Consider the following 13702-nt stretch of genomic DNA (forward strand, 5'->3'; position numbering starts at 1 on the left):
GTCCCCCGTGAACACGAGGCCGATCTGGGTCGGTTCGATCTCGACATCAATGAACTTGCGGCCTTCGGTGTAAACGTCGACCGAACCGGTGTGACGGTTAGCCCAACGGTTACCGACGCCCAGCACCACGTCGGACTTCAGCATTGTGGCGTTGCCGTAACGGTGTGAGGTTTGCAGACCGACCATGCCAACCATCAGCGGGTGATCGTCCGGGATGGTGCCCCAGCCCATCAGGGTCGGGATCACTGGAATGCCGGTCAGCTCAGCGAACTCCACCAGCAACTCGCTGGCGTCGGCATTGATGATGCCACCACCGGCCACCAGCAATGGACGTTCAGCCTGATCGAGCATGGTCAGAGCCTTCTCGATCTGTACGCGATTAGCGGTCGGCTTGGCCAGCGGCAGCGGTTCATAGGCGTCGATGTCGAATTCGATTTCAGCCATCTGCACGTCGAACGGCAGGTCGATCAGCACTGGGCCAGGGCGGCCGGAGCGCATTTCATAGAAGGCTTTCTGGAACGCGTAAGGCACCTGGCCAGGCTCCATGACGGTGGTCGACCACTTGGTGACCGGCTTGACTATGCTGGTGATATCGACGGCCTGGAAGTCTTCCTTGTGCATCCGGGCCCGCGGTGCCTGGCCGGTGATGCACAGGATCGGGATCGAGTCGGCCGAGGCGCTGTAGAGCCCGGTGACCATGTCGGTACCGGCCGGGCCGGAGGTGCCGATGCACACGCCGATGTTGCCGGCCTTGGTGCGGGTGTAGCCCTCGGCCATGTGCGAGGCGCCTTCAACGTGGCGAGCGAGGACGTGATCGATGCCACCGACCTTCTGCAAGGCGGAGTACAGCGGGTTGATCGCGGCGCCCGGGATGCCAAAAGCGGTATCAACCCCTTCACGGCGCATCACCAGAACGGCGGCTTCGATTGCTCTCATTTTGCTCATGGTTTTGTGCCTCTTACGTTTTGTAATTGTATACAAGTGGCTTTGCGCAGAGTGTATTCATGGCGGACGGCGCAGGTCAATCCATTTTCTCAAGCAGCTGTTTCATTCGTCGGAAGCCCGAAGGACTGTGGCTTTTCGTCGCATGTGGAGCTTTTCGAGAATTATTGTATACAAAAAAATAATTCATTGTGTTCTATTTGTTGCATCGGATTGCGCAACAAAAAAGCAATCCAACGGCTTTCCCAATAACAAAATGAGGACGGCACCATGAGCGCTTTAACCTTGAACGTCGCAGTCAACCTGGCCAACCAGGCCATCTCCGCAGGCCGTGCAATCTCTGCCGCGCCCTTGACCGTTGCCGTGCTGGACGCCGGCGGGCACTTGATAACGCTGCAACGCGAAGACGGCGCCAGCTTGCTGCGCCCACAGATCGCCATCGGCAAAGCCTGGGGCGCGATCGCCCTGGGCAAAGGCTCACGCCTGCTGGCCCAGGACGCCCAACAACGCCCGGCCTTCTTCGCCGCGCTGAATAGCCTGGGGCAGGGCAGCGTCGTCCCGGTACCGGGCGGCGTGTTGATTCGGGATCAGGAAGGGAGTGTGTTGGGGGCGGTGGGCATCAGTGGCGATTTGTCTGATGTTGATGAGCAGTGTGCGATCAGGGCGATCGAGGCGCAGGGGTTGAGGGCGGATGCGGGGGTGACGGCTTGATTATTGGGTGACTGATCTACCGCTTTCACGAGCAAACCCGCTCCCACACTGATCGTCGGTGGACACAAATTGTGTGAACACCGCGATCAACGGTGGGAGCGGGCTTGCTCGCGAAGGCGATGTTCCAGACACATCCAGCTAAAAGTATGCCCCACTATCCGGTATTCGCTGATCTAGCCTTTTCATGATTTCATCCATGAAGGGGCAAAGGAATGCCTGAACTGTCAGCATCACATCGCCTGCGCATTGGTCGTTATGCAGAGCAAAACCGCATCTACCTACTGACGGCCAATACCCTTGGGCGGGAGCCTGTTTTCAAGGATTACACCTTGGGCAGGATGGTCGTACATCAATTCAAGCAAGCACAGGATCAGGGTTTTGCCGACTCCTTGGCTTTTGTGGTCATGCCTGACCATTTTCACTGGTTAATCCAGCTACAAAGAGGATCGCTGGGACAACTGATGTGTCAGACCAAATCGTTGAGTACTCGATCGATCAATGCGGCGGCTGGCAGGGTAGGCAGCCTTTGGCAACAGAGTTTTCATGATCATGCATTGCGGCGAGAGGAGGATTTGGTGAAGCTCGCTCGATATGTTGTCGCGAACCCATTGCGGGCGGGGCTGATTGAAAAGCTTGGCGACTATCCGTTGTGGGATGCTATCTGGGTTTGATGTGGGACCGAGTTGCCCCATTCGCGAGCAAGCCCGCTCCCACAGTTGATCTCGGTTGTTCACAGATTTTGTGTACGCAGTAGATCCAATGTGGGAGCGGGCTTGCTCGCGAAGGCCGCACCACGGTTTACCGATCCAGCTCACACCCCTTGAGCACCAACCGGATAATCGTCTGCGCCGCCGCTTCATAGTCGGCCTCATCCAGCTTGGCTTTACCGGTAACCGCAGAGATCTGCCAATCAAAGTCGGCATAGGTCTGGGTCGCGGCCCAGATGCTGAACATCAGGTGGTTGGGGTCGATCGGGGCGATCTGGCCGCGGTCGATCCAGGTCTGGATGCAGTCGATGTTGTGCCTGGCCTGGCCGTTGAGCTGCTCGACCAGGTCGGGGCTCAGGTGCGGGGCGCCATGCATGATTTCGCTGGCGAACACTTTTGAGGCAAAGGGCAGGTCACGGGAGATGCGGATTTTCGAGCGAATGTAGCCGCTCAGTACTTCGCTGGGCACGCCGTCGGCGTTGAACGGCGTCGAGGCCTGCAGGATTGGCTCGATGATGCTTTCCAGGACCTCGCGGTAGAGATTTTCCTTGGATTTGAAGTAGTAGTAGACGTTAGGCTTGGGTAGCCCGGCCTTGGCCGCGATGTCACTGGTTTTGGTCGCAGCGAAGCCCTTGTCGGCAAATTCTTCACTGGCGGCACGCAGGATCAGTTCTTTGTTGCGCTCGCGGATGGTGCTCATAAACCAAGGAGTTCCTTGCCTGTTCTGGCGGTTGCGCATGGTAGCACCGGCCTCGCGCGGCGCTCAAGAATGCCCCGTCTGGCCTCGGGTCGCGCTATGCTGCGCACCATTCATTCAAGAAGGAAACCTGATTCATGGCAGGAAGCAGTTTGCTGGTGCTGATCGACGACATCGCCACCGTACTGGACGATGTGGCGTTGATGACCAAAATGGCCGCGAAGAAGACCGCCGGCGTGCTTGGTGACGATCTGGCGCTCAATGCCCAGCAGGTTTCCGGCGTGCGTGCCGAGCGGGAAATCCCGGTGGTGTGGGCCGTGGCCAAGGGTTCGTTCCTCAACAAACTGATCCTGGTGCCGTCGGCCTTGGCCATCAGTGCGTTCATTCCGTGGCTGGTCACGCCGTTATTGATGGTCGGTGGCGCTTACCTGTGCTTTGAAGGCTTCGAGAAACTCGCCCACAAGTTCCTGCACAGCAAAGCTGAAGATCAGGCTGAACACGCAGAATTGGTCGAGGCTGTGGCCAACCCGGCGGTCGATCTGGTGGCGTTCGAAAAGGACAAGATCAAGGGTGCGATCCGTACCGACTTCATTCTCTCGGCGGAAATCATCGCCATCACCCTGGGCACCGTGGCTGGCGCTTCGCTGACCCAGCAAGTGATCGTGCTATCGGGCATCGCCATCGTCATGACCATCGGTGTCTACGGCTTGGTGGCCGGCATCGTCAAGCTCGATGACCTCGGTCTGTGGCTGACCCAGAAGCCCGGGCAAATGGCCAAAAGCATCGGCGGCGGGATTCTGCGTGCAGCGCCGTACATGATGAAAAGCCTGTCGGTGATCGGCACCGCGGCGATGTTCTTGGTCGGCGGCGGAATTCTGACCCACGGCGTGCCGGTGGTTCATCACTGGATCGAGAGTGTCAGCGCGAGTGCTGGTGGGGCCGGGTTTATCGTGCCGACGTTGCTGAATGCGGTGGCCGGGATTGTGGCGGGTGCGGCGGTGTTGGTGGGAGTGATGGCGGTGAGCAAGACCTGGAAAGCAGTCAAAGGTTGAAGCCTGGCAATACGATCAAGTGTGGGAGCGGGCTTGCTCGCGAAGAGGTAATAACATTCAGCATCAATGTTGACTGTTATACCGCCTTCGCGAGCAAGCCCGCTCCCACATTTGTTTTGTGGTGTTGCCGATGCAATTACTCGGCGACCTGCAGCTTGCGCGACTCGGTGTACACGTAACGCACTTTTTCATACTCGAACGGCGTATTCAGCTGACCATAGCGGAAGCTGTTCTGATAGCGCTTGTCGATGACGCGAAGTGCCCAGACTTCCGGATGGTTGGAGCTGACTTCGGCCACGTTCAGGAAGTTGATCGCCGATTCGCCGGTGTAATCCACTACCAGGCCTGCGGTGTCACGCAGGTTTGACGGGCCGAGGATCGGCAGCACGAAGTAGGCGCCGCCCGGTACGCCGTAGAAGCCCAGTGTCTGACCGAAGTCTTCGCTCTGGCGCGGCAGCCCCATGGCGGTGGCCGGGTCCCACAGTCCGGCGACACCGATGGTGGTGTTGAGCAGCAGGCGCGCGGTGGTTTCCATCGAACGCTGACCTTTGAATTGCAGCAAACTGTTCACCAGGTTTGGCACATCGCCGACGTTGTTGAAGAAGTTGCTGACGCCGGTGCGCAGGAAACTTGGGGTGACGTAGCGATAGCCGTTGACCACGGGCAGGAACACCCATTGGTCGAAACGGTAGTTGAAGTGGTAGACGCGACGGTTCCATTCTTCCAGCGGGTCGTAGACGTTCAGCGCGTTGAGCGTCGAACGTTCGAACTCGCGCTGATCCAGCCCCGGGTTGAATTTGAGTTTGCTCAGCGGTTCCTTGAAGCCGTCACTATCGACCACCACAGGTGCATTGGCTTTGCTGTTGTCGGCGTTGGCGACGCCTGCACAGAGTAACGCTGCGATCAGCAGGGGGTATTTAGCCACGGAAAAACTCCAGCATGGCGTCGCTGTTGACGCGATAGTTGAGGTTGCCGCAATGGCCGCCCAATGGATAAACAGTCAAACGGTCGCCGAAGGTGCGGCGCAGAAACCCCAGGTCGCCAGGGCCGAGGATTACGTCGTCGGCGTTGTGCATGACGGCGATTTTCGGGCTGTCGTGCAGGTAATCCTTGAGTGCATACAGGCTGACTTGATCGATCAGTTGCAGCAGGCTGCCGCCATCGGTGCGGGCGCGCCACATCGGAATGACCTGTTCGGTCAGGTAGCAGTCGAAGTCGCATTGCAGCGCGCGTTTGAGGAACGGCGTGAGGGTGGTGCCTTCGGTGATCGGGTATTTCGGTGGCGTGATCAGGCCGCGACGATTGATCAGGTCCGAGGTGAAGGCGATGTCCGCTGCCGAGAAACGGAACGAAGTGCCAATCAGCATGGCCATCTGTTCGTTGCTCAAGTGCTGCTTGGACTGCTGGAAGTCGTAGAGCAGGGCATCGTTGAGGTCGATGTAGCCCTTCTGCTGGAAGTAGCGGGTCAGTTTGTCCAGTACCAGTTCATAGAAGGTGGTGCTGTTGTTGATGCCCTTAACCTCTGTCTGTACGAGCTTGTCCAGGTTGGTGACCGAGGTGTAAAGGTTGACCGGTGGGTTGAGCAGCAAGACTTTCTTGAAATTGAAGCTGCGACGGGTTTCATCCAGGTGCGCGACAAATGCCGCATCCAGTGCGCCAAGGCTGTAACCGGTCAGGAAATAATCGGTGACCGGCAGCTTCGGGTTCTGCGCCCGCACGGCCTGCATCACCCGGTACATGTCTTCGGCATCTTCCTTCGTCACGCCAGGGGTGGCGAAGCGCGAGGCGGCGGTCATGAAGTCGAAGCTGGTGGGCGACGACAGCTGCACCACGTGATAGCCGGCCTTGTAGTAGAGCTTTTTCAGGTACTCGTTGAGGGTGCTGTCATAGCGTGCACCCGTGCCGGAGATCAGGAAGATCAACGGTGCCGCTTGATCTTGCGTGGCGATGCGGTAGGTGAGTTTCTTCACCGGCCAGAAGTTGTCCGGCAGGCTGAATTCACGCTCCGGGCGCAATGTGACGCTGCGATCCTCCTGATTGATATCGTCGTCCAGCGGCAACTCCGGGCGTAACTCCGGCGGTGTCGTGGCGATAGTCGCCTCGAACGGGTTGGTCAGGGGGTAGCCGTAACTGGCGGCATCAATGTCGGCCGCCAGTGCGGACGCACTTAAAATCAAGCCGCCAAACAGGGCGGCGCAGCGCAAGGAACGGAGCATGACTAGATCCCTTAGAGGAAGGTGCCGGATGAAGTTCGCAGGCTATGACCACAGGATTTGCGCCAAAGTGCCATGACGGGCACCAATCAGGCCTGATTTCGGAGCAACGGTAGCTGGACGATACACTTTGCAGCTATTTGATGAACAGTTATCTGTTGATGTCACTTGCTTACCGCGGGCGGGGGATTAAGCTGGCCGCCGATTTCGTTTATTGGAGTGTTGCATGTCCCGCCGTCTGCCTGTGATCCTGTTGCTCGTTCTTCTGCCGTTATGGCTGGCCGCCAGTTATGGCGCGCGTTATGGCTTTATGGAGGATGCGCAATGGGTCGGCATCTGCGTGGATGAGGCCAGTCGTTGGGAATGCCAGATTCGTTCGAATCTCGGTTTGATGATTCATTTCAAGGTTCTGGGCTGGGTAGCATTGGCTGCCGCCGTGATTGGTTTTGTTCTACCAGGGCGAGCGGGGTGGTGGCTGGCGGTGCTGGCGCTGGTGTTCGGGTTTCCGGCGCTGGCGTTGTACAACACCACGTTGGCGGTGTTTGCGGTGGTGATTGCTGCATTGCGTCTGGTTCGGGCTTCTCGTAGCGCCTGATGGGCAGCCTTCGCGGGCAAGCCTCGCTCCTACAGTTTAGAGTCGTTCGCAATTATCACGGTCGAAATAAATCTGTAGGAGCGAGGCTTGCCCGCGAAGAGGCCCGCAAGCACGCTGAAGATCAGCCCTTGCGAACCCGCAAGCTGCGCCACAACGCCGCCACCATCAACACACTCACCAGCGCCCAACCCCAGGCCTGCTGGTTCTGCAAACCTTCTTGATACAGTTGCGGCGCAATGCCGGCGCCGATGATGAAGGTCAGCAGGGCAATTTCCCGGCGCGGCACACTGACCGGACGGCACAGGTACACCAGCGCCGGCAGGATGAACGCAACACTCGGGAAGCTGCGATAACGCGGATCGAACACCAGCTCCAGCATCATCACCGCCGCGGCAAAACCTGCCGCTGCCAGCCACCAGCCAGCGCGACGCTCCAGTGCATTGAAGGCGCGTTCACGCCAGCCGGTACGAGCGCTCAAGGCCAGCGCGGCATGGGCCAGCACCAACAGATTCAACCCCGTCAGCAAAGCGACCCACAGCCATTCACTGGCAAACCGTGTGGTGACCCGAGCCAGATCGCCCCAGGCACCCATCGAACAGGCCGCCAACGCGCCGAGCAGTGGCAGCACCAACGCCGCGCGGGTGCTGCGAACGCGACCGCCGAGGATCAGTGTGCCGATGAAGATCAAGCCACCCAGCGCCAGCCATTGCGACCAGTACGGCACGTTCGAGACCGGCCCGGCCAGCACGCCCTTATCCTGACGATCGGCGTCGAACAATCCCCAGTAACCCCCGACCGCACCTTCGCTGGCGCGTTTCCAGGGCTGGTCGAATGCCTCGATCAGGTTGTAATGCCAGCCTTGCTGTTCGGCCATGATCACAAAGCTACGAATGAACCTGGCTTCGTTGACTCGGCTCGGCAACGCGGTTTCGCGCTGACGGCCTTCGCTCGGCCAGCCGGTTTCGCCAATTATCACGTCTTTGGGCGCAAATTTGTTGCCGAACACCTGACGCACTTCGGCCACATGCTGCAATGCAGCGTCGATGTTTGATGGATCGTCTTCCCAGTACGGCAGCAAATGAATGGTCAGGAAGTCCACCGCCGGAGCGATTTCGGGATGCTTGAGCCAGAACTCCCAGACGTCGGCGTAGGTCACCGGTTGTTTGACCTGACTTTTGACCTTGTTAATCAGCGTTGCCAACTGTGCGCCGGTGACTTCCTTGCGCAGCAGGGTTTCATTACCTACGATCACCGAGGTCACTACATCGGCGTTGGCATTGGCCGAGGCGATCAGCAGGTCGACCTCCTTGGCGGTGTCCACCGGGTTGCTGTTGACCCAGGCGCCGATCATCAGCTTCAAGCCGTGCTTGCGTGCGAGGTCGGGCAGGGCCTCCAGGCCGGTCATGGAATAAGTACGGATGCATTCGAAACGGGTTGCCAGCAGTGCGAGGTCGGCGTCCATGCGCTCGGGGCGCAGTTTGAACGGCACATCGAACGGCGACTGGTCTTTGTCGAACGGGGTGTAGGAGGCGCATTGCAGCTTGTGTGTTGCGCTGGCCACGTCCGGCAGGATCACCGGTTTGCCGAGTCCATACCAGAAGCCACCAAGGGCAAAAAGCCCCAGCAGGCAGGCAAATAAATAAGCAAAAAGAGGAAAGCGGGATGTCGCGGGCATGGTCAGGCCGTCTGGGAACAAAGCCGCGCATGTTACCTGCATTTGTCCCGCGCTTGGTGGCCCGCATAATTTTGACATGCAAAGTTCAGGCGGGGTGGCGGATGGATTTGCGACGGTTGCAATTAATGGCCTTCTGATGTCGTTTCTCGATGCCTTGAGGTCGCTGGCAGAGCAGGTCGCAGTGGGCGTCAGGTTGATCATCCAATCGTCAGTACTCCGCTGATGTTTGAACGAGTTTGCGGTGAGGCGTGATGGGGGCGCTGTGCACCATAACAATACGTTGAGCGGCTCGGCATCCGTCGAGCGCAGCACTTTCGGGGAAGTAACGATGAAGATGCGACGACTCTTGGGCGCAGGTGCCGCTTTGGTGCTGGCGATCAGTTCTACGATGGCCAGTGCTGAAGGCAAGGCAGTGACGATCGGTTATGTAGACGGCTGGTCGGACAGCGTCGCCACGACCAACGTGGCCGCGGAAGTGATCAGACAGAAACTCGGTTATGACGTGAAGCTGCAAGCGGTTGCCACCGGGATCATGTGGCAGGGTGTGGCCACTGGCAAGCTCGACGCCATGCTGTCGGCGTGGCTGCCCGTGACTCACGGTGAATACTGGACCAAGAACAAGGATCAGGTCGTCGATTACGGCCCGAACTTCAAGGATGCAAAAATCGGCCTGATCGTGCCGGAGTACGTCAAGGCCAAGTCTATAGCCGATCTGAAAACCGACGACAGCTTCAAAAATCGTATCGTCGGTATCGATGCCGGTTCAGGCGTGATGCTCAAGTCCGAGCAGGCGATCAAGGACTATGGCCTGGACGGCTATACCCTCAAGGCCAGTTCCGGCGCCGGCATGATAGCCGAGCTGACCCGTGCCGAGAAGAAAAACGAATCCATTGCCGTCACCGGTTGGGTGCCGCACTGGATGTTCGCCAAGTGGAAACTGCGCTTCCTGGACGACCCGAAAGGCGTTTATGGCGCGGCTGAAACCGTGAACAGCATCGGTAGCAAAGAGCTGGCAACCAAGGCGCCGGAAGTTGCGAAGTTCCTGAAGAACTTCCAATGGGCATCGAAAGACGAAATCGGCGAAGTCATGTTGGCGATTCAGGACGGCGCCAAGCCTGAAGCAGCAGCGAAGGATTGGGTGGCTAAACACCCGGATCGCGTTGCCGACTGGACCAAGTGATTTGACCTGACGCGTCTAGTCAGTACCTCTCGAGGCCCCTTGGCATTTATGCCAAGGGGCCTTTTGCTTTTTTATGTGTTTAACGCATGCATGAGAAATGGCGACTCTGTCATGTCGTTCTAATACTAAGGTCGTCTGGAACCTGTCCGGCAGCCGCATAGAGTGGATACCGTTCCAACTAAATCTGTGCTGCGAGGATAAAAACAATGAACGACAGCATTTACCTCTCGATTCAGAACAGCCCGCGCTTCAAGGAGCTGGTCAGCAAGAGAGAACGATTCGCCTGGATTCTGTCAGCGATCATGCTTGGGCTGTACTCCGGATTCATTCTTTTGATTGCTTACGGACCGCATATCCTGGGCGCAAAAATCAGCCCCGAGTCCTCAATTACCTGGGGCATTCCGATCGGTGTCGGGCTGATCGTTTCGGCCTTTATCCTGACGGGCATTTACGTGCGACGCGCCAATGGCGAATTCGACGACTTGAACAATGCGATTCTCAAGGAGGCTCAGCAATGATCCGGCGTCTAATGGCTCTATTGAGCATCGCAGCCTTTGCACCTGGCGTCTGGGCGGCTGAAGCCCTGACGGGTGCGGTACAGAAACAACCACTCAACATTTCCGCGATCCTGATGTTCGTGGCATTCGTGGGTGCAACCCTGTGTATCACTTACTGGGCTTCCAAGAAAAACAACTCGGCCGCCGACTACTATGCGGCGGGCGGCAAGATCACCGGTTTCCAGAACGGCTTGGCGATTGCCGGTGACTACATGTCCGCGGCATCCTTCCTGGGTATTTCCGCCCTGGTGTTTACCTCTGGCTACGATGGCCTGATCTACTCGATCGGCTTCCTGGTGGGCTGGCCGATCATTCTGTTCCTGATCGCCGAGCGCCTGCGCAACCTGGGCAAGTACACCTTTGCCGACGTGGCGTCCTACCGCCTTGGGCAGACCCAGATCCGCTCGCTGTCGGCTTGCGGTTCGCTGGTGGTGGTGGCTTTCTACCTGATTGCGCAAATGGTGGGTGCTGGCAAACTGATTCAGCTGCTGTTCGGTCTCGACTATCACGTTGCGGTGATCCTGGTCGGTATCCTGATGTGCCTGTACGTGCTGTTCGGCGGCATGCTGGCGACCACTTGGGTGCAGATCATCAAGGCGGTGCTGTTGCTGTCCGGTGCCTCGTTCATGGCGCTGATGGTGATGAAGCACGTCAACTTCGACTTCAACGCGCTGTTCTCCGAGGCGATCAAGGTTCACCCTAAAGGTGAAGCGATCATGAGCCCGGGCGGCCTGGTGAAGGATCCGGTCTCGGCGTTCTCCCTCGGTCTGGCGCTGATGTTCGGTACCGCTGGCCTGCCGCACATCCTGATGCGCTTCTTCACCGTGAGCGACGCTAAAGAAGCGCGTAAAAGCGTGCTGTATGCAACCGGCTTCATTGGCTACTTCTACATCCTGACCTTCATCATCGGCTTCGGCGCGATCTTGCTGGTCAGCACTAACCCGGCCTTTAAAGATGCGGCTGGCGCACTGATGGGCGGCAACAACATGGCGGCGGTGCATTTGGCCAACGCGGTGGGTGGCAGTATCTTCCTGGGCTTCATCTCGGCGGTGGCGTTCGCAACCATCCTGGCGGTGGTGGCTGGTCTGACCCTGGCCGGTGCTTCGGCGGTGTCCCATGATCTGTACGCCAGTGTGATCAAGAAGGGCAAGGCCAACGAGAAGGACGAGATCCGCGTCTCGAAAATCACCACCATCGCTCTGGCGGTGCTGGCGATCGGCTTGGGTATTCTGTTCGAGAAGCAGAACATCGCGTTCATGGTGGGCCTGGCGTTCTCCATCGCGGCGAGCTGTAACTTCCCGGTACTGCTGCTTTCCATGTACTGGAAGAAGCTGACGACTCGCGGTGCGATGATCGGCGGCTGGCTGGGTCTGGTCAGTGCAGTTGGCTTGATGGTGTTGGGGCCAACCATCTGGGTGCAGATCCTGGGTCACGAGAAGGCGATCTTCCCGTATGAATACCCGGCGCTGTTCTCCATGGCCATTGCGTTTGTCGGGATCTGGTTCTTCTCGGTCACTGACAAGTCGGCTGAGGGTGTGAACGAACGTGCGCTGTTCTTCCCGCAGTTTGTTCGTTCGCAGACTGGATTGGGGGCGAGCGGGGCGGTTTCGCACTGAGGCTTCTATATATAAGCTGCGTTAAAACGAATGCCCCGGTCGAGAGATCGGGGCATTTTTTATTGGGCGGTTATCGGACTCTGTATGATTTTTCCGCGGAGGTGGCCTGCTCTTTGATCGTGTATATATCCGTTTCTGCGGTAGCGTCGGCTGGCGGTTATCGCCCGCCCTTGTAGGAGCGAGGCTTGCCCGCGAAGGCTGCCTGATAGTCGACCAGGCTATTTGATTGTGTACATATCCGTTTCTGCGGTCACGGCCGCTGGCGGTTTCGCTTTTACAGCGAGTCACTTTCGAAAAGCGCGAAAGTAACCAAAGCGCTCTTGCCCCTCCATTCGGTGCCTCGCTTAGGCTCGGCATGCCCTCGCTCCGGTCCTGCTCCGTGGGCCCGCCGCCATCGGCCATTCATGGCCGGGGGCGGCTACCGCGGCATCCTTGCCGCGGTGCCCCCTACGCAACGCCTGCGTTCGGCCTCTGGGAAAGGGGCGAGATCAAGATCAAGATCAAGATCAAAAGCCAAAGCAACAGCAAGATCAACAGCTTCGCGAGCAAGCCCGCTCCCACAAAAAATCAGAGCACATCCAAAATCAGAGCCATCCGCTCTTCTTTTCACCACTCTATAGGCCGAGCGTTAGCTCGCCTGCAGCTTTTGATCTTGATGCACCGCCCCTCGAGAGGCCGAGTGGAGGTTCTGCGCAGTGGGCAACCCGGCATGGATGCCGGGTTAGCCGCGCCCGGCCATGGATGGCCGATCGCGGCGGGCCCACGGAGCAGGACCGGAGCGAGGGCATGCCGAGCCTGGGCGAGGCACCGAACGAAAGGGGCAAGAGCGTTTTGGTTACTTTGGCGCTTTTCCAAAGTGACCCGCTGTAAGAGCGGAACCGCCAGCCGGCGCAACCGAAGAAACGGATATGTACACAACCACAGAGCCCGGTCGGCCCTCAGGCTGCCGCGTGACTCAACGTCAGGCACAAACAAAAACGGCCTCTATTTATAGAGGCCGTTTCCGGTGCAACTTAAGACGTTATCGCAAGACAGGTCTTATTTGCGGTCTTCAAGCCGGGTGATATCACGCGACTCATAGCCAGTGTACAGCTGACGCGGACGGCCAATCTTGTACGGGCTGGAGAGCATTTCTTTCCAGTGGGAAATCCAGCCGACAGTCCGCGCCAGAGCGAAGATCACGGTGAACATGCTGGTTGGAATGCCGATCGCCTTGAGGATGATCCCCGAGTAGAAGTCGACGTTCGGGTACAGCGAGCGTTCGATGAAGTACGGATCGGTCAGGGCGATCTCTTCCAGGCGCATAGCCAGTTCGAGTTGCGGATCGTTGGTGATGCCCAGTTCTTTCAGTACTTCGTCGCAGGTCTGCTTCATGACGGTGGCACGAGGGTCGCGGTTTTTGTAAACCCGGTGACCGAAGCCCATCAGTTTGAACGGATCGTTCTTGTCCTTGGCCTTGGCGATGTACTTGTCGATGTTCGAAACATCGCCAATCTCGTCAAGCATGGTCAGAACGGCTTCGTTCGCACCGCCGTGGGCAGGGCCCCACAGTGCAGCGATACCGGCGGCGATACAGGCGAACGGGTTGGCACCCGACGAGCCGGCCAGACGTACGGTAGAAGTCGATGCGTTCTGCTCGTGGTCGGCATGGAGGATGAAGATCCGGTCCATGGCCTTGGCGAGTACCGGGCTGATCGGTTTGATCTCGCACGGGGTGTTGAACATCATGTGCAGGAAGTTTTTCCGCGTACGACAGG

13 protein-coding genes are annotated in these 13702 nt (G+C 58.3%); 7 read left to right on the forward strand and 6 right to left on the reverse strand.

Annotated features, from left to right (window positions below):
• Window positions 1-945, reverse strand: a 945-nt coding sequence (locus ACIPLA_RS26610) for a thiamine pyrophosphate-binding protein (protein WP_401177302.1), incomplete at its 3' end; no start/stop codon positions are given.
• A gap of 267 nt (window positions 946-1212) precedes the next feature.
• Between ACIPLA_RS26610 and ACIPLA_RS26615 the strand changes: the two genes are divergently transcribed.
• On the forward strand, window positions 1213-1653 hold the full coding sequence (locus tag ACIPLA_RS26615; protein ID WP_401177305.1) for a heme-binding protein: 441 nt from the start codon (window positions 1213-1215) through the stop codon (window positions 1651-1653).
• A 212-nt stretch (window positions 1654-1865) separates the two neighbouring features.
• Window positions 1866-2324 carry an REP-associated tyrosine transposase gene (locus tag ACIPLA_RS26620; protein ID WP_401177308.1) on the forward strand — a complete coding sequence of 153 codons (459 nt, stop codon included), beginning with the start codon at window positions 1866-1868 and terminating at the stop codon, window positions 2322-2324.
• A gap of 127 nt (window positions 2325-2451) precedes the next feature.
• Here the strand turns inward: ACIPLA_RS26620 and ACIPLA_RS26625 are convergent, their stop codons facing one another.
• Window positions 2452-3060 carry a TetR/AcrR family transcriptional regulator gene (locus ACIPLA_RS26625; RefSeq protein ID WP_008073046.1) on the reverse strand — a complete coding sequence of 203 codons (609 nt, stop codon included), beginning with the start codon at window positions 3058-3060 and terminating at the stop codon, window positions 2452-2454.
• A 134-nt stretch (window positions 3061-3194) separates the two neighbouring features.
• Here ACIPLA_RS26625 and ACIPLA_RS26630 point away from each other — a divergent pair, with 134 nt between their 5' ends.
• Window positions 3195-4109, forward strand: coding sequence for a DUF808 domain-containing protein (locus ACIPLA_RS26630; protein ID WP_401177311.1), 915 nt, complete (start codon window positions 3195-3197; stop codon window positions 4107-4109).
• A gap of 136 nt (window positions 4110-4245) precedes the next feature.
• Here the strand turns inward: ACIPLA_RS26630 and ACIPLA_RS26635 are convergent, their stop codons facing one another.
• Together ACIPLA_RS26635 and ACIPLA_RS26640 are read right to left on the reverse strand one after the other, a co-directional pair.
• The gene (locus tag ACIPLA_RS26635) at window positions 4246-5034 is read right to left on the reverse strand and encodes a VacJ family lipoprotein (protein ID WP_401177314.1); all 789 of its coding nucleotides are present in this window, start codon (window positions 5032-5034) and stop codon (window positions 4246-4248) included.
• The gene (locus tag ACIPLA_RS26640; protein WP_192345748.1) at window positions 5027-6325 is read right to left on the reverse strand and encodes a serine/threonine protein kinase; all 1299 of its coding nucleotides are present in this window, start codon (window positions 6323-6325) and stop codon (window positions 5027-5029) included. Before ACIPLA_RS26640 ends, ACIPLA_RS26635 begins: the two co-directional genes overlap by 8 nt.
• A 223-nt stretch (window positions 6326-6548) precedes the next feature.
• Here ACIPLA_RS26640 and ACIPLA_RS26645 point away from each other — a divergent pair, with 223 nt between their 5' ends.
• Window positions 6549-6917, forward strand: coding sequence for a hypothetical protein (locus ACIPLA_RS26645; RefSeq protein WP_192345749.1), 369 nt, complete (start codon window positions 6549-6551; stop codon window positions 6915-6917).
• A gap of 121 nt (window positions 6918-7038) precedes the next feature.
• On the opposite strand, the gene ACIPLA_RS26650 is transcribed toward ACIPLA_RS26645, so the two are convergent.
• Window positions 7039-8634, reverse strand: a complete 1596-nt coding sequence (locus tag ACIPLA_RS26650) for a beta (1-6) glucans synthase (RefSeq protein ID WP_401177317.1) — start codon at window positions 8632-8634, stop codon at window positions 7039-7041.
• 286 nt (window positions 8635-8920) lie between these two features.
• On the opposite strand from ACIPLA_RS26650, the gene ACIPLA_RS26655 reads away from it, so the two are divergent.
• The 3 genes from ACIPLA_RS26655 (at window position 8921) to ACIPLA_RS26665 (ending at window position 11945) form a co-directional block, all read left to right on the forward strand.
• Window positions 8921-9772, forward strand: coding sequence for a glycine betaine ABC transporter substrate-binding protein (locus ACIPLA_RS26655; RefSeq protein ID WP_123720738.1), 852 nt, complete (start codon window positions 8921-8923; stop codon window positions 9770-9772).
• A gap of 206 nt (window positions 9773-9978) precedes the next feature.
• Window positions 9979-10290 carry a DUF485 domain-containing protein gene (locus ACIPLA_RS26660; protein ID WP_008026759.1) on the forward strand — a complete coding sequence of 104 codons (312 nt, stop codon included), beginning with the start codon at window positions 9979-9981 and terminating at the stop codon, window positions 10288-10290.
• On the forward strand, window positions 10287-11945 hold the full coding sequence (locus ACIPLA_RS26665) for a cation acetate symporter (RefSeq protein WP_401177321.1): 1659 nt from the start codon (window positions 10287-10289) through the stop codon (window positions 11943-11945). Before ACIPLA_RS26660 ends, ACIPLA_RS26665 begins: the two co-directional genes overlap by 4 nt.
• Window positions 11946-12983: 1038 nt before the next feature.
• Here the strand turns inward: ACIPLA_RS26665 and ACIPLA_RS26670 are convergent.
• Window positions 12984-13702: citrate/2-methylcitrate synthase (locus ACIPLA_RS26670; RefSeq protein ID WP_401177324.1), on the reverse strand; the 719-nt coding region annotated here is incomplete at its 5' end.

The organism is Pseudomonas sp. NPDC086112 (genome assembly GCF_044746425.1).
Taxonomy (GTDB): Bacteria; Pseudomonadota; Gammaproteobacteria; order Pseudomonadales; family Pseudomonadaceae; genus Aquipseudomonas.

Coding starts and splice junctions, on each gene's coding strand:
- ACIPLA_RS26630 (WP_401177311.1), top strand. CDS start 3,195: ATGGCAGGAAGCAGTTTGCTGGTGCTGATCGACGACATCGCCACCGTA.
- ACIPLA_RS26665 (WP_401177321.1), top strand. CDS start 10,287: ATGATCCGGCGTCTAATGGCTCTATTGAGCATCGCAGCCTTTGCACCT.
- ACIPLA_RS26655 (WP_123720738.1), top strand. CDS start 8,921: ATGAAGATGCGACGACTCTTGGGCGCAGGTGCCGCTTTGGTGCTGGCG.
- ACIPLA_RS26645 (WP_192345749.1), top strand. CDS start 6,549: ATGTCCCGCCGTCTGCCTGTGATCCTGTTGCTCGTTCTTCTGCCGTTA.
- ACIPLA_RS26620 (WP_401177308.1), top strand. CDS start 1,866: ATGCCTGAACTGTCAGCATCACATCGCCTGCGCATTGGTCGTTATGCA.
- ACIPLA_RS26615 (WP_401177305.1), top strand. CDS start 1,213: ATGAGCGCTTTAACCTTGAACGTCGCAGTCAACCTGGCCAACCAGGCC.
- ACIPLA_RS26660 (WP_008026759.1), top strand. CDS start 9,979: ATGAACGACAGCATTTACCTCTCGATTCAGAACAGCCCGCGCTTCAAG.
- ACIPLA_RS26625 (WP_008073046.1), bottom strand. CDS start 3,060: ATGAGCACCATCCGCGAGCGCAACAAAGAACTGATCCTGCGTGCCGCC.
- ACIPLA_RS26640 (WP_192345748.1), bottom strand. CDS start 6,325: ATGCTCCGTTCCTTGCGCTGCGCCGCCCTGTTTGGCGGCTTGATTTTA.
- ACIPLA_RS26650 (WP_401177317.1), bottom strand. CDS start 8,634: ATGCAGGTAACATGCGCGGCTTTGTTCCCAGACGGCCTGACCATGCCC.